Annotated in this window: 14 protein-coding genes; 5 read left to right on the plus strand and 9 right to left on the minus strand. The window is 73.0% G+C overall.

From position 1 onward, the window contains the following. Positions 1 to 15 precede the first annotated feature (15 nt). Positions 16 to 789 (plus strand): class I SAM-dependent methyltransferase, encoded by a 774-nt coding sequence (locus J2X59_RS13420; RefSeq protein WP_326497012.1) that lies wholly within the window; start codon positions 16 to 18, stop codon positions 787 to 789. 104 nt (positions 790 to 893) lie between these two features. Here the strand turns inward: J2X59_RS13420 and ygfZ are convergent, their stop codons facing one another. From ygfZ to J2X59_RS13435, 3 genes are all read right to left on the minus strand, one after another. Continuing rightward, the gene (gene ygfZ / locus J2X59_RS13425) at positions 894 to 1,961 is read right to left on the minus strand and encodes a CAF17-like 4Fe-4S cluster assembly/insertion protein YgfZ (RefSeq protein WP_326497013.1); all 1,068 of its coding nucleotides are present in this window, start codon (positions 1,959 to 1,961) and stop codon (positions 894 to 896) included. Beyond that, positions 1,961 to 2,563, minus strand: coding sequence for an FABP family protein (locus J2X59_RS13430; RefSeq protein ID WP_066656691.1), 603 nt, complete (start codon positions 2,561 to 2,563; stop codon positions 1,961 to 1,963). Before J2X59_RS13430 ends, ygfZ begins: the two co-directional genes overlap by 1 nt. A 202-nt stretch (positions 2,564 to 2,765) precedes the next feature. After that, positions 2,766 to 3,047, minus strand: a complete 282-nt coding sequence (locus tag J2X59_RS13435) for a hypothetical protein (RefSeq protein WP_326497014.1) — start codon at positions 3,045 to 3,047, stop codon at positions 2,766 to 2,768. 118 nt (positions 3,048 to 3,165) lie between these two features. Between J2X59_RS13435 and J2X59_RS13440 the strand changes: the two genes are divergently transcribed. From J2X59_RS13440 to J2X59_RS13450, 3 genes are read left to right on the plus strand one after another with little or no spacing between them, the layout of a single operon-like run. Next, the gene (locus J2X59_RS13440; RefSeq protein ID WP_066656694.1) at positions 3,166 to 3,849 is read left to right on the plus strand and encodes a response regulator transcription factor; all 684 of its coding nucleotides are present in this window, start codon (positions 3,166 to 3,168) and stop codon (positions 3,847 to 3,849) included. Beyond that, positions 3,849 to 4,691, plus strand: a complete 843-nt coding sequence (gene mshD / locus J2X59_RS13445; protein WP_326497015.1) for a mycothiol synthase — start codon at positions 3,849 to 3,851, stop codon at positions 4,689 to 4,691. The genes J2X59_RS13440 and mshD overlap by 1 nt, the downstream gene beginning before the upstream one ends. 48 nt (positions 4,692 to 4,739) lie before the next feature. Further along, positions 4,740 to 6,776: a serine/threonine-protein kinase gene (locus J2X59_RS13450; RefSeq protein ID WP_326497016.1), complete on the plus strand. Its 2,037-nt coding sequence runs from the start codon at positions 4,740 to 4,742 to the stop codon at positions 6,774 to 6,776. Positions 6,777 to 6,976: 200 nt separating this feature from the next. Here J2X59_RS13450 and J2X59_RS13455 read toward each other — a convergent pair whose 3' ends face one another. The 3 genes from J2X59_RS13455 to J2X59_RS13465 are packed head-to-tail and all read right to left on the minus strand — an operon-like array spanning position 6,977 to position 15,583. Beyond that, positions 6,977 to 11,290, minus strand: coding sequence for an FtsK/SpoIIIE domain-containing protein (locus J2X59_RS13455; RefSeq protein ID WP_326497017.1), 4,314 nt, complete (start codon positions 11,288 to 11,290; stop codon positions 6,977 to 6,979). 55 nt (positions 11,291 to 11,345) lie between these two features. Continuing rightward, a complete protein-coding gene (locus J2X59_RS13460) occupies positions 11,346 to 12,803 on the minus strand; it encodes a hypothetical protein (protein WP_326497018.1) in 1,458 nt (485 codons plus the stop codon). Then, positions 12,800 to 15,583, minus strand: a complete 2,784-nt coding sequence (locus tag J2X59_RS13465) for a hypothetical protein (protein WP_326497019.1) — start codon at positions 15,581 to 15,583, stop codon at positions 12,800 to 12,802. Before J2X59_RS13465 ends, J2X59_RS13460 begins: the two co-directional genes overlap by 4 nt. Positions 15,584 to 15,859: 276 nt before the next feature. On the opposite strand from J2X59_RS13465, the gene J2X59_RS13470 reads away from it, so the two are divergent. Then, positions 15,860 to 16,825 carry a hypothetical protein gene (locus J2X59_RS13470; protein ID WP_326497020.1) on the plus strand — a complete coding sequence of 322 codons (966 nt, stop codon included), beginning with the start codon at positions 15,860 to 15,862 and terminating at the stop codon, positions 16,823 to 16,825. A 120-nt stretch (positions 16,826 to 16,945) separates the two neighbouring features. Here J2X59_RS13470 and J2X59_RS13475 read toward each other — a convergent pair whose 3' ends face one another. From J2X59_RS13475 to J2X59_RS13485, 3 genes are all read right to left on the minus strand, one after another. Beyond that, positions 16,946 to 17,947, minus strand: a complete 1,002-nt coding sequence (locus J2X59_RS13475) for a DUF3592 domain-containing protein (RefSeq protein WP_326497021.1) — start codon at positions 17,945 to 17,947, stop codon at positions 16,946 to 16,948. Positions 17,948 to 17,970: 23 nt separating this feature from the next. Next, entirely contained in the window at positions 17,971 to 18,678 is a 708-nt protein-coding gene (locus tag J2X59_RS13480) for a hypothetical protein (RefSeq protein ID WP_326497022.1), read from the minus strand. Positions 18,679 to 19,102: 424 nt separating this feature from the next. Beyond that, positions 19,103 to 19,474 carry a hypothetical protein gene (locus J2X59_RS13485; RefSeq protein WP_326497023.1) on the minus strand — a complete coding sequence of 124 codons (372 nt, stop codon included), beginning with the start codon at positions 19,472 to 19,474 and terminating at the stop codon, positions 19,103 to 19,105. Positions 19,475 to 20,000 lie beyond the last annotated feature (526 nt).

Raw genomic sequence — 20,000 nt, forward strand, 5'->3', positions numbered from 1 at the left:
GGTACCCTGGGGTCCATGCCCATCGGGAACGTCACGCGCGGGACCACCGGGTACAACCGGCTCCGTCGTGTCGACCGCTGGATCGCCGCACTCCCCGCGCTCCGACGGACGGACGACCCGCTCGTGGCCGACGTCGGGTACGGCGCCCGACCGACGACGACCCTGGAGCTCCGCGACCGGCTGGCCCGGGTCCGACCCGACGTCGAGGTCACCGGCATCGAGATCGAGCCGTCGCGCGTGGCGCTGGCGAACGCGGGCACCCGTGACGGGGTGACGTTCCGGCTCGGCGGCTTCGAGACGCCGACGCCCGGTGGCCGCCGGCCCGCAGTGATCCGGGCGTTCAACGTCCTCCGGCAGTACGACGAGTCGGCCGTCGTCGACTCGTGGCGGATCATGCAGGACCGCCTGCAGCCCGGCGGGGCGCTCGTCGAGGGCACCTGCAACGAGGTCGGCCGCGTGGCGTCCTGGGTGACGCTCGACGAGCACGAGCCGCACACGTTCACGCTGTCCCTGCGCGTCGCCGACCTCGAGCTGCCGAGCATCGTGGCGGAGCGACTGCCGAAGGCCCTGATCCACCGCAACGTCCCCGGGGAACGGGTGCATGCGTTCCTGCTCGACCTCGACCGTGCGTGGGCGGTCGCCGCCCCGCTCGGCACGTACGGCCCCCGCCAGCGGTGGATCGCGACGGTGCACGGCATGCGCGACCGAGGCTGGCCCGTGCTGCACGGGGTGCACCGGTGGCGCCTCGGTGAGCTCAGCGTCCCCTGGTCCGCCGTCGCTCCCGCCTGAGCGGCCACCGCGCCACGAGACTCGCCCGGGCGGACACGTCCATGGTCGTGCGGGCGCGAAGACGTCCGCGGGGCCGGGTCTCGCCGGACCGCGTCCGGCGACGACTACGAACGGCGCACGGCTCCGAGCCGGGGCAGGCGCGGGACGTTCGCCGTCGCGCCGGCCTCCGGCGGGACGATCGTCTCCTGCGCGGCCGTGACCACGACGTCGTCGACGGTCAGGGTCAGCGTCACGGCGGGGTCGAGCGAGCGCTTCACGACCGCGAGCCCGACCGGCCCGAGCTCGTGGTGGAGCGCCGACGCGGTGAGCCGCCCGACGTCCTTGCCGTCGAGCTCGACCGCGGTGCCCGGCGCGGGCAGCACGCCGTCCGAGCCGTCCAGGTGCAGCATCACCACGCGGCGCGGCGGGTGCCCGAGGTTGTGCACCTTGGCGACGGTCTCCTGCCCGCGGTAGCAGCCCTTCGACAGGTGCACGGCGGAGCGGAGCCAGTCGAGCTCGTGCGGGATCGTCCGCTCGTCGACGTCCGCGAGCGAGGGCCGCCACGCGGCGATGCGCAGGGCCTCGAACGCGAGCAGCCCCGCGACCGGAATGTCCGACGCTGCCAGCGCAGACACGGCGTCCGGGGTGACCACGTCGATGCGGAGGGTCCAGTCGGAGGCGGGGTGGGCCTCCGGGGCGGCGTAGCCCCATCCGCCGGGCGTGACCGACGACCACGGGTCGACCCACTCGACGACCACGCCGTCGGGCGCTGCCGAACCCGCGAAGCGGCCGAGCGTGACGAGGTCGGCCGACCGGTCGGTGACCTCGACGCGGAGCATGAAGCGCATCGAGTCGAGCCAGGCCGCGAGCGGTGCGGCGTCCGCGGGCTCGGTGAGGAGCCAGGTGGCCTCGCCGTCGTCGACCACCCGGGCGGCGTGCTCGACGCGGCCGGACTGGTCGAGGACGAGCGTCTCCGTGCTCGTGCCCGGTGCGAGGCCGGTGAGCAGCTGCGAGGTGATCGAGTTGAGCCAGGACAGCCGGTCCGGTCCGCTGACCGTGACGACCCCGAGGCCGAGCTCGACGACCGCGCGACCGGAGGCGAGCGCCCGCTGCTCACCGACGGGGCTGCCGAAGTGGGCGGCGGGACCGGCCTCGGTCGCGACGAAGCCGTCGCGCCCGCTGAAGGCGGACATCAGTCGACCTTCGCGAGCTGCCCCGAGGCGTGCGAGGTGAGCTGCTGCCCGAGCGCGGCGATGTCCCACGCCCAGAAGAGCTTGCCCTCGACCAGGCCGTACAGGCGGGTCGCAGCCGAGTAGTCCTTCGCGTTCGGCGAGCGCATCACGGCGTCGGTGGCCAGGTCGATCCGGCCCTTCCTGACGCGTCCGACGTAGAGCTCGTTGACCCCGGTCGGGTGGATGATCGCGGCCTCGACGTCGAAGCCGTCGGTCGTGTTCCGGAGCGCCTCGACGCTCTCCACCGTGCTGAACGGCGCGGGGCCGTCGCCCATGAGCATCGCGGGACCGCGGTCACCGGGCTCGTTCGGCCGGTCGATGCGCCAGTAGCCCATCTCGGCGGCGAGGGGCGTGTGGTCGTCGTCGAGCAGCCACGTCGTCGAGGAGTAGTTGAGGTACGGCAGGCCGTCGTGGCTGAAGCTCACGCGCTGGCCGAACTCGTACTTGCGGGGCTCGTCCTCGTCACCCACCGGGTACTCGACGACGCCCGTGCCCTCCCAGACACCGACGAGCCAGGACAGCGGGACGAGTTCGGGCGCCAGACCCTCGGGCAGTTCGATCAACGCTGACCCTTGAACAGCTTCACGACGACGACGACCGAGATGAACGCGATCGCGAGCGACGCCAGGCCGAGGAGGCCCACGTAGAACAGCTCGAGCGCAAGCAGCGAATCCATGCCGCGAGTCTACGCGGGACGCCTGACGGCGCCAGGGGGCGTGCCGCGCGGCCGCAGGTCGCGCGGTCGCAGATCGCGGGTCGGGCGGCTCAGCGCGCCAGCAGCACCACGGCCGTGACGAGCACGACGACGAAGGCGCCGGAGGACGCGATGCTGATCCGCTCGACCAGCCCGTCCTTGGTCGCGGTGATGAGCTGCAGCACGAAGCTCACGAGCACGCAGAGCACGAAGACGAGCAGGAGCCAGGCGAACGAGTCCTTCTGCGTCAGGGCCAGCACGAGCACCGCACCGACCACGGCGAGGATCCAGACCGGCAGCACGGAGGTGAGCCGCAGGCGGCGCTGGTCGAGGGGTGGGACGGGCTCGGTCACGCGTTCCATCATGACAGGGCCTCGCCGACCGGGACGCCCGACCGACCGGCCGGTCGGCGGGCCCCTTCCGACACATCACTAGGATGGCTCCACGACGTCCCCTCGTTCTGGAGGTCCTGTGGCCCAGCTCCTGGTACTCACCTCAGCCGCGCCCGGCGACGTCCTGCCGAGTCTCGGTCTGCTGAGCCACCGGATCCGCCACGTCCCGGCCGAGGCCGCCCAGCTGGTCAACGCCCCGCAGAGCGACCTGATGTTCGTGGACGCCCGCCTCGACCTCGTGAGCGCCAAGGCGCTGTGCAAGATCCTCGCGACGAGCGGCTCGACGACGCCGGTCATCCTCGTCGTGACCGAGGGCGGGCTCACCGCGGTGAACAGCGAGTGGAACGTCGACGACGTCGTGCTCGAGAGCGCCGGGCCCGCCGAGGTCGACGCGCGCATCCGCCTCACCACGGGACGCGCCGCCAAGAACCCGTCGGGCTCGAAGATCCAGGCCTCCGGGGTCGTCATCGACGAGGCGAGCTACTCGGCGAAGGTGCGGGGCCGGCCGCTCGACCTCACCTTCAAGGAGTTCGAGCTCCTGCGCTTCTTCGCCTCCCACCCCTCGCGCGTCTTCACCCGCGAGCAGCTCCTGAGCGAGGTCTGGGGCTACGACTACTTCGGCGGCACCCGCACGGTCGACGTGCACGTGCGACGGCTCCGCGCCAAGCTCGGCGACCTCGAGTCGCTCATCGGCACGGTCCGCAACGTCGGCTACCGCTTCAACGTGCACGACGACGAGGCCGACCGGCTGGCGGCCCAGTAGTGCTCGCCGTCGTCGAGATGCTCGCGGCCGCCGCGACCGCCGCGGGCGAGGCCCCGCCGTTCTCCGACCAGACCCTGGTCGACGTGCGCGCCGGCCGTGCCGCGGTGGTCGGGGACGAACGCGGGGTCGCCGTGGTCCGGGACGGCGAGCTGGAACTCGTCGTCGCCCCGGAGGCCCGTGGCCAGGGCGTCGGGTCGGCACTCGTCGCGCAGGTGCTCACCCCGGGCGCCGGGGGCGCGACGGCGGCCTCGGGCGTTCCGCGCCTCGCGTGGGCGCACGGGGACCACCCGGCCGCCCGTGCCCTCGCCGACCGGTACGGCTGGACGCCGGTACGGACCCTGCTGCAGCTCCGGGCGACGGTGTCGGACGAACCCACCGGGGCCGATGTCCCCGACGGGTACCGCATCGACGCCTTCCGCCCGGGCGACCCCGAGGACGAGGACGCCTGGCTGACCCTCAACGCCGCGGCCTTCGCGCACCACCCCGAGCAGGGCCGGATGACGCTCGAGGACCTGCGCGCCCGCGAGGCCGAGCCGTGGTTCTCCGGCGACGACCTGCTGCTCCTGCGCGACGACTCCGGCGCGCTCGCGGGATCGTGCTGGCTCAAGGTCGAGGACGGCGTCGGCGAGTTCTACGCGGTCGCGGTCCGGCCGGACCTGCAGGGGCGTCGGCTCGGCGGGGTCCTGATGCGCGCGGGCTCGGCCCGGCTGGCCGGTCGTGGACTGACCGCGTCTGCGCTCTACGTCGAGGGCGACAACGAGCCCGCGCTGGCGCTCTACCGCCGGTCCGGCTTCACGCAGCACGCGATCGACGTGCAGTACGCCGCAGGGTCCGGCCGGTAACATGACGCGAGGTCGACGAGGGGTCGACCGGGGGCAGTCGGGGGCAACGTGACGGAGCAGGGTCGGGCGCAGTACGGCCGCGGCGAACCGCTCGGTGCGTCGTACCGGCTGGTCGACCTGCTCGGCACCGGCGCGACCGGCGAGGTCTGGCGCGCCGAGCACACCGCGACCGGGGAGCACGTGGCCGCCAAGCTGCTGCGCGCCGAGCTCGCCGCCGACCCGGCCGTCGTCGAGCGGTTCGTCCGCGAACGCACCGTGCTGCTCGGCCTGCAGCACCCGTCGATCGTCCGGGTGCGCGACCTCGTCGTCGAGGGCGACCGACTCGCGATCGTCATGGACCTGGTCGGCGGGGGCTCCGCCCGCGACCTGCTCGCCGACGCCGGGACGCTGCCGCCCCGGGACGCCCTGACGATCACCGCCGAGACGCTCGACGCCCTCGCCGCCGCGCACGGGCAGGACGTCACCCACCGCGACGTCAAGCCCGACAACGTGCTGCTCGCGTCCCCGTGGGTACCCGGCGCCACGGGCGACGTCCGGGTGTCGGACTTCGGGATCGCGTCCGTCATGGCCGACCGGCAGCAAACCACGACCGGGCTGCTCGGCACGCCGCAGTACATGGCCCCCGAGTCGATCAGCCAAGGGCGTTCGGGCCCCGCGGCCGACGTGTACGGCGCCGGGGTGATGCTCTACGAGCTGCTCGCCGGACGCACCCCCTTCGCCGGACCGGGCACCGACTTCGCCGTCGCCTACCGCCACGTCACCTCGGACCCGCCGCAGCTCGACGTCCCCGCGTCGCTGTGGTCGGCGATGTCGACGATGCTCGCGAAGGACCCGGCCGCACGGCCCGCGGCCGCAGACGCCGCGGCCACCCTGCGCCGCCTCGCCCGACAGCTGGACGACGCCCCGGCGCTGGCCCCGACTGCCGATCCGGAGTCCTTCGCCGAGGTCGAGCGGCCCGCCACCGTGGTGCGCGGACTCCGTCCCGGCGGCGGTGCCGCGCCCGACGGTCCCCCGGCGGACGGCTCCGGCCCGTCACCCGCTGCGGAGGACGCCGGACCGGTGCCCGAACTCGGGCAGGCGGGCTCGCAGACGGTCTTCCGGCCGCTCGCACGTCCCCCGGTCGCCGCCGCTCGCGAACCCGAGGCGCCGGCGCGCGGCCGGTGGCAGCGCCCGGACTGGCTCACGAACCGCATGCTCGGGCTCGGTGCCCTCGGCGTGGTGCTCGTCGCCGCACTCGTCGTCGGCGGGGTCGTCTGGCTCCCCGGCGCCCTGGGCGGGAAGGACACCCCGAGTGCGGCCCGCACGGCGCAGGCCGCGAGCGCCTACCAGCAGGACCGTCCGCTGCCGACTGGACTCTCGACGACCCGCAAGGCGACCGTCGACCCGCAGGCCGGCACGGTGGACCTGTCGATCACGTACGCCGCCCAGTCCGCGACGCTCCGCGGCCCGCTGCTCGAGGTGGTGCCCGGGGTCGGAGCGCGGTCCGAGTGTCCCGCGGTGACGTGGACCGGCGACGAGGTGAGCGGTGCCCGGAACCAACCGTCGCTGACCGGCGTCGACGTCCGCTGCGGCTGGACGCTCTCCGACGTGGTGGTCCCGGCGGGCGAGGACCTGACCGTGCAGGCGACCGTGCGACTGTCCGACGTGCCCGACCAGGCCGGGCTCCAGGAGTGGCTCGACGCGGCGGGCAGCGCGACCACGACGGCCGTCACCGACCAGGCCGTGACCGGGACCTCGTACCCCGTGCAGCGACTGCAGGGCGTCGAGGTCCGCACGCCCGACCGCACGGTCAGCCAGACCACGCTGCCCGTGACGCTCGTGCCGGTGTGGCCGAGCGGTGCCGACGAACTGAACCCCCTCTACCGCAGCCCCTCGACCGGGAAGCCGTCGGAGATGCTCACCGACGTCGCCGGCGGGGAGGCCGGGGTGCGCTTCGCCGACGGGTGCTCGGGTGCGCTGGCCGTGTCCTCGGACGGCCTCGTCGTGACCGCACTGTCCGTCGCGCCGTCCTGCACCGTCCGGGCGACGGTGGGCAACTTCACGGACCTCGAGAGCTCGCCCTTCGGCATCACCACCCGCGACTGACCGGCGTCCGCCGTCACGGGACGTGACGTGGGTCACGCCGGGACGCGCGCGGCGGGCGTGCACCGCGACTCCCGGTCGCGGATCCGCCGGACGGGAGGTGCGTGGCGGCGGTGCGCCGTGCCTCCCGGTCGCGGACCCGCCGGACGGGAGGCACGTGGCGGCGGTGCGATGCGCCTCCCGTCCGGTGGTGGTCGCGCCGGTCAGGCGCCGGCAGCGGCCGTCTGGACGAGCCGGACTGCACCGCCCGATGCGGCGTAGCCGCGGCCGACGGTCAGCGCGACGGGGGCCCGTCTCGGCAGCGTGACACCGAGCAGTTCGCCGTCGTAGTCGACGTCGGGCTGCAGCAGCACGCCGCAGCGGGACTTCCGGACCGATCGCGTCCAGTGGCTGTAGAGCGATCGGAGGTCGGCGGACCGGCCGGCCGCGACCACGCACAGGCCCGGCCGTTCGGAGGACAGCAGCGAGGCGATCGACTGGTCGGCGTCGTCGAAGCGTTCGGCGTCGTCGACGAGCAGCAGGACCGGGCCCCGCTCCAGGCGGAGGCCGGCCAGCAGGGCGGAGACCTCGTCCGCACCGACCGCGAGGCGGTCGAACACACCGTCGGCGAGCGGGGACCGGCGGTCGCAGACCGCCCACACGGCGGGGCGGACGCCCTCGGCGGACCGTGCCAGGTCGGCGAGGGCGAGGAGCACCGTCGACTTGCCGGAGCGCGCCGGGCCGGCGACGAGCACGTGCTCGCCGTCGTAGACCTCGAGCGCCGCGGTGCCGAGGTCGTCCTCCGCGATGCCGACCGGCAGGCGCCACGGCTCGGTGTCGAAGCGGGCCGGGGTCCGGAGGTCCTGCACCCGGACCGCATCGGGCAGACGTCCGACGGCGCTCGTCTTCGCCGCGGCGTCCGGCCACGCCGCGGCGACCTCGGCGACGGCTCCGGCGAGGGGCACCGACGGCGTCGCGACGTGGCTCTGCAGCTTCGTCGTCGAGTCGATGTACCGACCCGGCACGGGCGGCGGGACGTCCTTCGGACGGACCCCGATGGACGCGTAGTCGTACGGGTCGGCCAGGCGGAACATCCACTTCTGGGTCGTGACCTCGTCCATGGCGGACGGGACGGCCTTCGCCCGCGTCGTGGAGACGGCGAAGGAGATCCCCAGCGCCGGCCCCTCGGCGTAGACGCGGTACAGGGCGTCGAGGAGCTGCTGGCCCTCGAAGTCCTGGTACTCGTCGCGGAGCGCGGCGAGGCCGTCGATGAGGACGACGGCGCGACGTCCACCGGGGCTCGCCCGACGGCGCTCGAGGTCCGCGCGCAGGTGTCGGAGGAAGCGGGCCTGCAGCTCGCCCGCCCCGGCGCCGGACCCGACGTAGGCCGTCGTGTGCGGCAGCTGCGCGAGCGGTGCCAGGTCCCCCGGTCCCATGTCCAGGACGAGGAGGTCGAGGTCGTCGGGGCTCGTCGTCCGCGCGAGACGCAGGGCCAGGGCGGACAGGGCGGTGCTCGTGCCGCTGCCCGGGATGCCCATCAGGACGAGGTTGCCCTCGTCGAGGTCCCAGCCGCCGGCGACCTGGCGCTGGTGGTCGGGGTCGTCGGCGAGCGCGACCGGCACGAGACGACGCCCGCTGCCGCTGGGCGGTTCCGGGACCTCCGCCAGGTCGACCCGGGCTCCCAGCGCCTCGGGCCAGATGGGGCGGGGTGCCGCGTACCCGGCGGCGTCGTTCGCTGCGCGGATCGCCTCGATGAGGACGTCGAGGTCGGTGTCGTCCGACGCGCTCGGTGCGGGCGCTGGCGCGGGTGCCGGGACGCCGAAGACGTCGGTCGGACGGACCGAGACCGGCTGCTCGACCCGTTCGTCGCGCGCGCGGCCGGTGACGAGTGCGGTCTGCACCGGGGTGATGTCGTCCTGCCCGAGCTTCACGTAGGCGCGGCCGGTCTGCTGCCGGCCGATGCCTGCCGCGGCGGGGACCCCGATGACGTTGGTCGAGTCCTCGCGGCTCTGCACGCGGAGCGCCACACGGAGGTTCGTGTTCGCCAGGATGTCCTCGCTCACGACACCCGCGGGGCGCTGCGTCGCGAGCACCATGTGCACGCCGAGCGTGCGGCCCACGGCGGCGATCGCGACGAGCGAGGTCAGGACGTCGGGGAACTCCTTCGCGAGCATGGCGAACTCGTCGACGACGAAGAGCAGGCGCGGCATCGGCTCGGTCGGCCGTGTCGCCAGGTAGGCGTCGAGGTTGTCGATGTCGGCGCCGGCCGTCGCGAAGACCCGCTGGCGACGCTCGAGCTCGGCCTCGAGCGCGCGGATCGCTCGGTCTGCCAGCTGCTCGTCGAGGTTGCTGATCGTGCCGATGGTGTGCGGCAGCCGCTCGCAGGCGGCGAAGGCGGCGCCGCCCTTGAAGTCGACGAGGAGGAAGTTGAGCCGGGTGGGGTCGTTCCGGGCCGCGAGGCCGGCGACGAACGAGCGGAGGAACTCGCTCTTGCCGGAACCCGTGGTCCCACCGACCAGGCCGTGGGGGCCGTCGCGCACCAGGTCGATCTCGAGGACGCCGGACTCCGAGGAACCGACCGGGGTCGAGGTACCGGTGCTGGTCTGCCAGAGGGTCCGGATGCCCTCGGCGGTGGTCGTGTCGACGATGGCGGCACCGTGGCCCGCGCCCGGGGCGGTGGCGCGGGCGGTGCCGCCAGGGGCCGCGGCGCTCCGCGCGAGGAGTTCGGGCAGGCGGACGAGCGACGGCAGCGATGCACCGGGGACCGTGAGCTCCGGGTCGTCGAAGTGGGCGACGGCGCGGGCGGCGCGCTCCGCCGTGTCCGGGGTGAGGCCGGCGAGCACGACGTCCTCGACCCGCGTGCGGTCCTCGGGGCGGTAGACCGTCGCGGCCGCGTCCGCACCGACCGTGACGATGGACGTGCAGGCGGCGGGCAGCTGCTGCTCGTTCGTCGCGATGACGATGCCGCTCACCCGCTGGCGCCGCTCCCCCGGGCGCAGCGACACACCGGGGACCGCGCGGCCCCGGCCGAGCAGGCTGCGTGCCGGGGCGTCGCGGCCCTCGGTGAGGACGTCGGAGTCCACGACGACGAGCAGGTTCGGCGTGGGCAGCTCGTCGAGCGACTCCTGCAGCCCACGCAGGACGGCGGCGCTCTGGTCGCGCTGCGCCGACATCCACCGGGCGCCGGTGCTGCTGCCCGCGACGCGCGTGTGCGGCAGCCAGGAGGCCCAGGACCAGTCGTCCTCGCGGCCCGCGTCGCAGAACACCCCGACCGTCAGGTCCGCGGGTCCGCAGTGCACGGTCGCCTGCGCCAGCAGGCTGCGGGCCAGGGCGAGCGCACCGTCGCGGTCACCGACGATGCCGACGACGCCGGCGTCCGACAGGTCGGCGACGACCGGCGCCGCCGTGAGCCGGCTGTCCGCGATCGCGGCCTTCGCCTCGTCCTCGAGCTTCGACGACGCCGCCCGCTGGTCGACCTCGGGACGCCACGGCGCGTCACCGGTGCCGGCGTGCAGGCTGAGGAAGTCGTCGTCGTCCGACCGACGCTGCCACAGGTCGGTGGTGGGGACGAGCGCTCGACGCACGACGGTCGCCGGGTCGGGCACGAGGTCCTGCCGGCGGGCCGCCTCGACGGCCGCGGCCGCGGCGATCTCGCCGCGGAAGGTCTCGACCGCCTCGGTGAAGCGCGTCTCCTCCTCCTTCAGGTTCTTCGCCCGGCGGTGCTTCTGCTCGAACCACATGCCGATCGCGGTCACGGGGCTGAGCAGCGCGAACAGTGCGAAGCGGGCGTCCCCGAGCAGGAGCACCATCGCCCCGGCGAGCACGAGCGGAGCCGCCACCGTGATCCAGCTGAACTTCGACGCCGGGGCGACGTCCCTGCGCGTCGGCGGGGACACCGGCTCGGTGTCGGTGAGCCGTCCCGGCCGGGGCGGTCGGTTGAACGGCGCCGTGGCGGCCGGCGTGAGGTTGGGCAACGTGCCCGCTGCCGGCACGGTCGTCTCCGGCAGCTCGGGACGGAGCAGCAGGACCGCGCCGCCCACGATGACGCTCGTGGTCCCGGTCAGCAGGACGCCCTCGTCGTCGATGCGCTCCCCCGCGATCACCGTGCCGTTCGTGGACCCGGAGTCGCGCACCCGGACACCGTCGTCCTCGCGCTCCACGGTGCAGTGCTCCCAGGACGCGCTCTCGGTGGGGAGCACGACGTCCGCCTGCGGAGCGCGTCCGACGACGAGCCGACGGCTGCGCGGCACCGGGACGACGACGCCCGCCCCGAGGCCGCCCGCCAAGGTCACGCTCCACCCGTCGACGACGCGCGGTGGCTCCTCGGTGGTGCGGGCGACCCGGGACCCTTCGAGGAGCACCAGGTCGCGCAACGGGGTGTCGGAGCTCGTCCGGTGACCGTCGACCGCCAGGGGTGTGCCGGGGTCGAGCGGGGTGCCGAGCGACGCCGCGACGAGGTCTCCCAGCGTGGAGGACTCCGCCCACCCGTCGGCCTCGATCGTCTCGCGGCGGTCGTCGAGCTCGATCAGCAGGCGCATGGGCGGTCCTCCCTGGGCGTGGTGCGGCGGTGCGGGTGGTGCAGGTGGGACGGGGTCAGTCGGTCGAGTCGGAGAACCAGACGAGCGCGGGCGTGGCCCCGTCGTCCTCGGTCGCGGCGGCGGGGCGGAGCCCGAGGTCCTGCGCGGAGGCGGCGAGCACACCGGCGGGATCGCCGAGGGCCTGTCGCGCGCCGAAGTCGAGTGCCGGGCCCGCGAGGCCGTCTCCGGCCCCGAGGTCGAGCCGGGCCAACGCGTCCGACACCTCGGCGGCGTCCGTGCTCCGGGCCGACCCGACGGCCGTCACCAGCGCGACGACCGCGTCGTGACTGCGGGCGTCCGCCACCGACGCCACCGATGCGAAGGACCGGTCGCCGGTCAGGTTCTTCGCGTCCGCGTCGTCCGCGAGGACCCGCACGCCGCCGAGGAACGCCGACATGGCGCGGCCCTCGGCGTCCGAGGACAGGGCGCGGGCGTCGTCGGTCTCGACCCCGACGGTGCGGAAGGCGCCGCTGAGGCTGCCGCCCGCCTGGGCGAGCGCAGCCGCGAAGGCGGGGCTGGTGGCCTCGGGGGTCAGGACGACCGGAGCGGTGACGTTGGCCTCCTGGAGGGCGGCGACGAGCGCTCCCTGTCGTCCGGCCGGACCGCTGACGACCACGGCGTCGGAGTCGGGTGCCGCCTGCTCGTCGCCGTCCTGCTCGGCTCCGGCCTGCTCGGCTGCAGCCTGGTCGTCGGCCGTCGTGGCGTCGGCCGTCGTGGCGTCGGTGGAGCCCGCCGCCGCGCCGGTGCGCTGCGCGACGGTGGTGGCGAGAGCGCCGAGGTCGGGTGCGCTCGTCGCGTCGAGGACGTGGGCGAACCGCACACCGGACGGCGCTCCGCCGCCCAGGTCGACGAGCAGCGGCGACGCGGCGTCGCCGAGCGCGTCCTGCAGCGCCGTCGCGACGGACTCCGTCGACGGCGCGGTCGACCAGGCATCGTCCGCGCCGGCCGCGTACGGTGCGACGACCGGGATGCCGGCGTCGGCCGCCGCGGTGAACGCCCCACGGACGTGGTCGCCGGACGTGGCCACGACGATGCCCGAGACGCCGTCGGACGCGAGGGCCTCGACGGCCTTCCGTGCGCCGTCGGCGGACCCGCCGTCGTTCTCCGTCACGAGTTGCACGTCCGTGCCGCCGAGCTCCAGGCGACGCTGCGCCACCAGGGCACCCTGCGCGGCGTCGTCCCACTGGGCACCCTCGCCGTCGCCGAGGGTGACCACGACGCCGATCTTCGTGCCGTCGGGGACGTGGGCGACACTGATCGGCACCGGTGCCGTCGCGGAGACCGCCTCGGCCGGGGTCGAGGCGGAGACACGCACCGCGAGCAGCGCGGTGACGACGGCGGCGACCACGAGGACGGCCACCGCGACGATGATCGCGGTGCGGCGGCGCCTCCGGGTCCGGGCGGCGTCGGGCGCTGCGGTCTCCGCGGGCTCCTCTGCGGCCGCCTCGGTCGAGTGGTCCTGCACGTGGCTCATCGCTCGGCTCCGATCCGGAAGGCGTAGAGCGTCGTCGACGTCGCGCTGGACGGAACGTCGAGACGGAAGGCGGGGAGCTTCGCCGCCCGGTCGAGCGAGGCGCGGAACTGCTGCTGCTGCAGGAGGATGCCCGCGACGTCCTCGGCACGGACGTTGGCGTAGCCGGAGGCGTTCTGCGACGCGAGGGCGAGCTGGTAGTCGGCGGAGTCGGACTTCGCTGCGCTCGTGGCCATCGCACCGAGGATGCCGGAGCCGTTGACCTCGCGGTCGCCGAGGTCGAGCATCACGCGGTTGAGGTCGCCGGTGAGCAGCGTGCTGGCGCCCTCGACGTCGCGGACCGAGGCGCTGGTGCTCGCGTCGATGCGCTGGAGGCTCGCCGCGGTCTGCTCGTCCACGGACGAGGCGAGGCTGCTGCTCTGCTCCTGCAGCGAGCCCTTCTGCTCGTCGATGGTGCCCTTCGAGTCGCTCGTGACCTCGCCCGAGGTGGTGCGCAGGCCGGCGATCGACTTGTCGAACGCGTCGACGACGGCTTCTCGGCTCGTGCCGGCGGTGTCGCTGACCTTGCGCACCTGCTCGTCGATGAGGGCCTGCACCTGCTTGCCCGAGTCGTCCGACGCCTGCTGGAACGCCTCGCGCACGGCGTCCTGCAGCTCCGCCTGCTGGTCACGCACCTGCTGGAGCTGGTCGTTGACGACAGCGCCCGACTCGATCGCTGGGTCCAGCAGGGCTTGCAGGTCCGTGACCGACTGGTCGACCGACCCGCTGTCGTCCCGGATCGCCTCACGCAGGTCACGCACACCGGGCTCGAGCGAGTCGACAGCAGCGGCGAGGTCGCGCACGGCGGGCCCGACACCGCTGGCGGCCGAGAGATCGGTACCGGTGACGACGTCGTCCCACGCCGCCGCCTGCTCGTCGAGCCGCTCGTCCATCGGGGTCGAGAAGCCGAAGCCGGGGCGGAGCGTCGTGCCCTCGGGCTGATCCGTTCCCGGGCAGGGCTCCGCGGTGAGGTAACCCCGCAGGGTGTCGACCTGGTCCTGGTCGAGGTCCCCCGGGCTGAGGACGCCCGGTCGGGCGAGCTGGCACAGGCGATCGGCGAGCGCCCGGTTCTGCGCCTGCAGGGTCGACTTCCCGAACAGGCCGGAATCGTCGAGGTCCCCGACCTCCGCACGCGCGGCGACGGCGCGCCGGTGCACGCTGGTGACGGCCTCCTGCACCGGTCGCACCGACGCGTTGGTGGTGGTGACGAGCGCGTCGAGTGCTCGCAGCTTCTCGCCGACCGTGCCGTCCTCGTCGCTCGCGATGTCCTGCAGCGCCTCGGAGATCTGCTGCAGATCCCCGTTCAGGTCGTCCGACTGCTCGATCGCCTTCTTCGCGAGGTCCGGGTCCAGCCCGTCCGCGAGCTGCTGCCCCTTGCTGACCAGGCCGATCAGCGAGGTGTTGACGGCAGCCGACGATTCCCAGAGCGCGCAGGTCAACGAACCACGGGCCTCCTCGGCGGCGCAGGCCGTGGCATCCGGAGAGGTCGGCCCCACCGAGGTCGCGAGCTGCGCGCTCACCTGCTGCTTGCACGCCTCGCTCGCGTCGGCGTAGCCCTCGAGCTGCGCGGACACGCGCAGCAGGTTCCCGTAGACGCTCGAGCCCGCTGCACCGGTCTGCGGGACCGCGTTGCATCCCTCACCGTCGAGCACCGCCTTCGGCGCCGTCGCCGACGTGTCCCCGAGCAGCGCGTCGAGGCTGCCCGTCGTCTGCTGCAGCTGCTGCAGCACCGTCGACTGCGTCGCCTGCACGGTCGAGCCGAGGTCACCGTTCAGCGAACCGAGCTCACCCGACAGCGACTGCATCGTGCTCGCGAGCGACGCGCTGCTCTCCTGCAGCCGCTCCGCCGTCCGCACACCGAGGGTCTCGGACGTCGACTCGAGGTTCGTGCGGACCTCGGTGATGGTCCCGCCGGCACGGGCGAGGACCTCGTTGACCTGCGCGATGAGGTCGATCGTCCGACGCTGCAGGGCGAGCTCGGAGTCCGTCTCGGACCCGAACGCCCCGTTCATCACGCCGCTGGTCGACAGGTCGGTCGTCAGCCCGGGCTGCGCCGCGACGTCGATGGCGGGCGTCGAGAAGTCACGGACGTCGGCGACGAGGTGCAGCGTGCTGCTCGCTCCCGACGTCGGCGGCGCCAGCAGCCGGCCCCACTGCACGACTGCGTCACCGGAGGCGTTGGTGCTCACGACCCCGTCGGTGGACGCGCCGCCGTCGACGGACTCGGTCACGATGCGGTCCGGTGCGACCCCGTCGAGGACGGTCGACGCGGCGACGCTGAACGGTGCGCCGACCAGCGCCGGCGTGGAACGGGACGCCCCTGCGACGTCGTACGACAGGTTCTGCGACCGGACCGTGAGGTTCTCGACGGTGACGTCGATCTCGACGCGACCGGAGTACCCGTCGAGGTCGGCGAGGTCGGTCCCGGAGCGCTTGTCGGTCGTGTACTGCGTGGTGATCCGGAGCGGCAGGTCCCCCGCCGCGTCCTGCACGTCGTGGTCGACGGTCTTCGAGGACGAGCGCGTGCCGGCGACCGAGATCGTCGTGTCCGAGATCGCGTTCACGGCGCCGTTCGTCGTGAGCGTCGTGTCCACCGTCTGCAGCACGCGTGACGGATCCGTCACCTGGTCCTGGTCGGCGGTGCACCCGGCGAGCACCAGCGCGAGTGCGCCCGTGACGGCCACCACTCCCGCGATGCGGCTCCCCTGCCGGTTCCCGGTTCCCCCGGCGCGCGTCAACATCACGATCGTCCCCCTCAAGAATCGACTGCGTGGTCGATCCTAGCCGCTGAAATACCGTGAGGTTCCGTCCTCCACAGGAGGAGACCACCCCCGTTCGAGCCACAGCACGGCGACATGCGAACTTGCGGGGCCTGCTGGAATTGATACTCTGCACAACGCGCCCTGGGGGGATCACCGAACACCATCCGGTGGTCGGGGATGCATGATCGAGTGGTCGACCGTCGCGAACGTGGCGGTCGACCACTCTGTCCAGTGGCCGCAGCACGAGGGGGACGACACATGTGGATCACGATCACGTCCGTGGGGATCGCGATGGTGGCGGCGTTCGTCATCACGAGGTCGGTGACAGCCGCGACCAAGCACAGCGACCGCCGACGTCGTGAGCGTGGGGAGTCGCTGCCCAACGAGGACGGCGCGCTCGTCACCGTGCGCCTGCGGACCTTCCAGTGGGTCCTCATCCGCGTGGTCGCCATCGTCTTCGTCGTGGTCGGAGCCCTGCTGGCACTCGGCGCCGCCACGACGATCTCGACCGGCATCGAGCACAGCCTCGTCATCGTGGCGGTCGTCCTCCTGCTGGCCGGCATCGGCGGCATCGTGCTGTCCCGCTCGATGCGCCGGACTCGGGTGCTCGCGATGGAGGACCACCTGCTGGTCCGCCAGGGCCTCCACCAGGAGCGCCGCGTCGACCTGGCCGAGATTGCGGCGGTGCTGCCGATCGCGAACCAGTACGGCGGCCTGCAGGCACGTGACGTGACCGGGAAGCGCCTCTTCTCCGTCATGGGCCTGGCCCGCGGGTACGCGGAGCTCGAGGCCTACCTGCAGGAGCGCGTCGTCCGTCCCCGTGCAGTGGCCCCCGCAGCGCTCGGACCGGACGGCGTCTCGATCCCGCCCTGGCGGGGTGCCGCGTGCAGCGCCGACTGGACCACCGTCCCACTCGGCCCCGGCGGTCGCCCACGCCCGGTCATCCGACTGTTCGTCGGCGGCGACGTCGTCGCGCTGCAACCCGGAGAGGTCCGCGCGCTCATCGACGGCAGGACAGGGGTTGTCGAATCCGACTCGCAGCCCCTCGCGTTCCTCGCCAGCCCGGCACTCGTCGCCCCGACGTCGCTCGGGGGTCGGCAGCTGGCCGGTCTGCCGCCGGAGAGCCTCGCGCTCCTGTACGAGGCGCAGGACGCACCGGCAGTCGTCCTCCGTGACAGCGATGCCGTCACCTTCCGCGCGTGGGTGAACGGGCTCCCGCGCTGACCGTCGGCAGCTGATCCCGCACGACCCGGCCTGGAGGCGCGGTGCCGGTCCGACGGACGGCCGCTCCGTCGGGGCGATCGCCTCCTGCTGTCGCGTGCTGCTCAGGTGACGGTCGCGCGGTCACTCGGTCGGGGTGCGTGGCGGGAACGATCCAGCGCGGTGGGCTGACGCGACACCGGCGGCCAGACGGCGAGCGCGCCGTCGAGCGGCGAGCACCTGTCGCCTGGCTCTCGCCCACCGCCGCCTGTGCCTGGTGCGGATCTTCCGGATGATGCCCTCGACCGTCTGCACCGCGAGGAGCGGTGCGCCCACAGCCAGCAGCGGCAGCGCGGTGAATGCGTAGTTGCGACCGTCGTCGACGTTCCGCGCGAACATCCCGTGCAGCTCCTCGGACCGGACGCCGGCGGTCGTCGGATCGTCCGGGTCGACCATGATCTGCAGGCGCTGTCCGACCCGGTAGAAGTCTGGATCGCTCGACACCGTGTACTCGTCGAGCATCGTCTCGTACTCCACGCCCTCGTACCGTTGCCGGGTCACCGGCGTGTACTCGCTGTGTCCTCGCCCCTTGTACCCGGTGACGTGCACACGCTCGACGTGCACGACCTCGCCGGTGACGATCACACCGGTCCGTCGGAGAGCGTCGTCGTAGCGCAGTGCCTCGTCGCCCTCGCTGTGCAGGATCGCCCCCAGCGCGGCGGCGCAGAACGCGCCCGTGCACAGCATGAACGGGCCGAGCTCACGCAGCCACTCCCCACCCGCCGTGCGCAGCCCGCGGCCCGCCGTCTCCTTGCGCCGCCTCGCCCCGACGTCCGGGAACAGCACCCGAGCGAGGAGCGCCCCGGCGAGCACCGCGGGCAGCCACCCGTACTGCAGCGGCCCCCAGTCCGACGCGTGGTCGACGAGGACGACGAGCACGACGAAGCTCCCGAGGAACAGCACCGTCGGTACGAGGCAACCCGCTGCGCGGACGCGCACGAGCGCCGCACCGTAGCCGAGTCCGAGGACGGTGACGACGGCGAACGCCCAGCCCGGGACGCCGAAGTGCCCGAGCTCGATGAGCCCGCTGCTGGTCAGCGCCACCGCCGCGAGAAGCGCATGGAAGACCCGGCGTGCAGGAGTCACCCCTCCTCAGCCTCCGCCCGGGGTCAGCAGTCGGCGCTGGTGACCGAGAAGTCGATCGTGCGGTCCGTGCCGTCGAAGACGTACGAGTAGCGCATCACGATCGCCTTCGACAGCAGGTCGCGCGACTCCTTCTTCTGGCAGACGTTCGACACGACCGACGACTTGAGGTCCGCCGCGGTCAGGCTCGCCGGATCGACCGAGGAGTCGATCGTGTAGGCGTACTCGAGCTGCGCGCCGTCGGCCGTCACGCCGTCCCAGCGGGTCACCTCGTCGAGCTCGAGCGGGAAGGTGTAGTTCTCGTTGACCTGCTTCGCCGCCTCGGTCGCGAGGGCCGACGGCGAGGGCTCGGCGGTGGCGTTGAAGAACGCGCGGACGCCCAGCGACGCACCCACCGCGGCGATGACGGCGACGACCGGGATGAGGATCCGGAGTGCGACGTTCTTCCCCTTCTTCTCCGGGGTCGGCGGCTGCCAGGGGGGAACGCTCCCGCTCGCGCCGGCGTAGGGCTGCTGCTGGTACCCGGGTGCCTGCTGGCCCGGCTGCTGGTACCCGGGAGCTTGCTGGCCCGCCTGCTGGAAGCCGGGCATCTGCTGCTCGTTCGGCTGCCCGAAGCCGGGCGCCTGCTGGTTCGGCTGTTGGAACCCGGGCGTCTGCTGGTTCGGCTGTCCGTTGTCGGGCTGCCCGTTGTTCGGCTGCCAGTCGCCGGGCTGCCCGTTGTTCGGCGTCGTCATGGTGGTCCTTCACGGTCAGCACTCGCGCGCCGGACGTCCCCGAAGTTCTGTGCTCATGCCGCCCAGCGGCCGGTCTCACACGCCCCCTCGAGCGCCGGCGCCCCCTGTGCGCGGTACTCGATGTCAGGCGCCAGCAAGGCCGGTGCCTGCATCCAACGTATCAGGCCGGGGTGGCTCAGACTCTCCTCCCATTCCGCCGCGGTCAACCGTGGCAGCACCGCGGCATCGAGTCGCGTCGCGCACGAAAACCGCCTGTCGCACACGATGGAGTAGGTCGCGCAGCGAAGAGGAGAGGGATCAGAGTGCCGACAACGACGAGCACTCCGCAAGCGATCAACACCCCCCGAGGCTGTCGAACGCCACCACCGTCCGGCTTGAGTCGGCGCCGCTCGTTCGTCACGGTCCGGTAGGCCTCCCGCTCGGATCAGCTGCCATCCACTACCTCAAAGCTGTAGGCAGTCGGTGACACGCCGAAGAGTGCAAGTTGAGCGCGAAGCCGGTAGGCCGCGACGCCAACACTGAAACGAACGCGGTCGGCATCCGACACTTCCCTCGCGACGGCATCCGCGTTCGAGGAAGTGATGCGGTCTTGAAGCAGAATTTTGCCACACTGCTCGGTCACGACAACGACCTGATGCCCCGACGCACCGCCCCCCTTGAACGATCCGCTCGATTCCGCTCCAGTGACGGCGCTACTGATGGTGCACATGATTGACAATCGGTGCGAGTCATCGTACGCCGTGAGCCCGACGGGGATCACGAAGAAGAGCAGCCCTGGAACGACGAACAGCAGCAATACTATGGCGATTCCGACGACCGGACGCTTCTTCCTCGCCGCAACAGACGAGCTCCCAGTCATTCGGACGCCACGCCTCCCGCCTTTCACCATTCCCGATGAACCTCGACGGGAGGACCGTCACAACCCTGCGCCACGGGAATCATCCGCCGCGCCGACTTTCGCGAGGCCGAACAAGCAGGACAGTCATGTCACATCCTACAATCCGCCCCACCGCTCCGGTGGGCAATGTTTCCGGCAACGTCTTGTCGACCGGCATGCAACTGCTGCTGGCTCACCTCTACTCGGCGCGGCTCTCGCTCGCTCCATCCCGACTGGGAACCGCCCGCCACCAAGGCCATTCACTTCGAGCAAGAAGCAGCCCACTGATGGCCGGAAAAAGCCAAGCAAATTGGTAAGAGTGCCCTCTCCCGGCCACCGCTGACAACACCAGGAGGAGCACCAGAATCAACAACAGACCAGCCCGTCGCACCCATTTGTGTCGGGCTCTGCCCGTGGCGGCCCCGATCGGCATGGCCACAGCGCC

Source organism: Curtobacterium sp. 260, from assembly GCF_030803485.1.
Lineage (GTDB): Bacteria > Actinomycetota > Actinomycetes > Actinomycetales > Microbacteriaceae > Curtobacterium.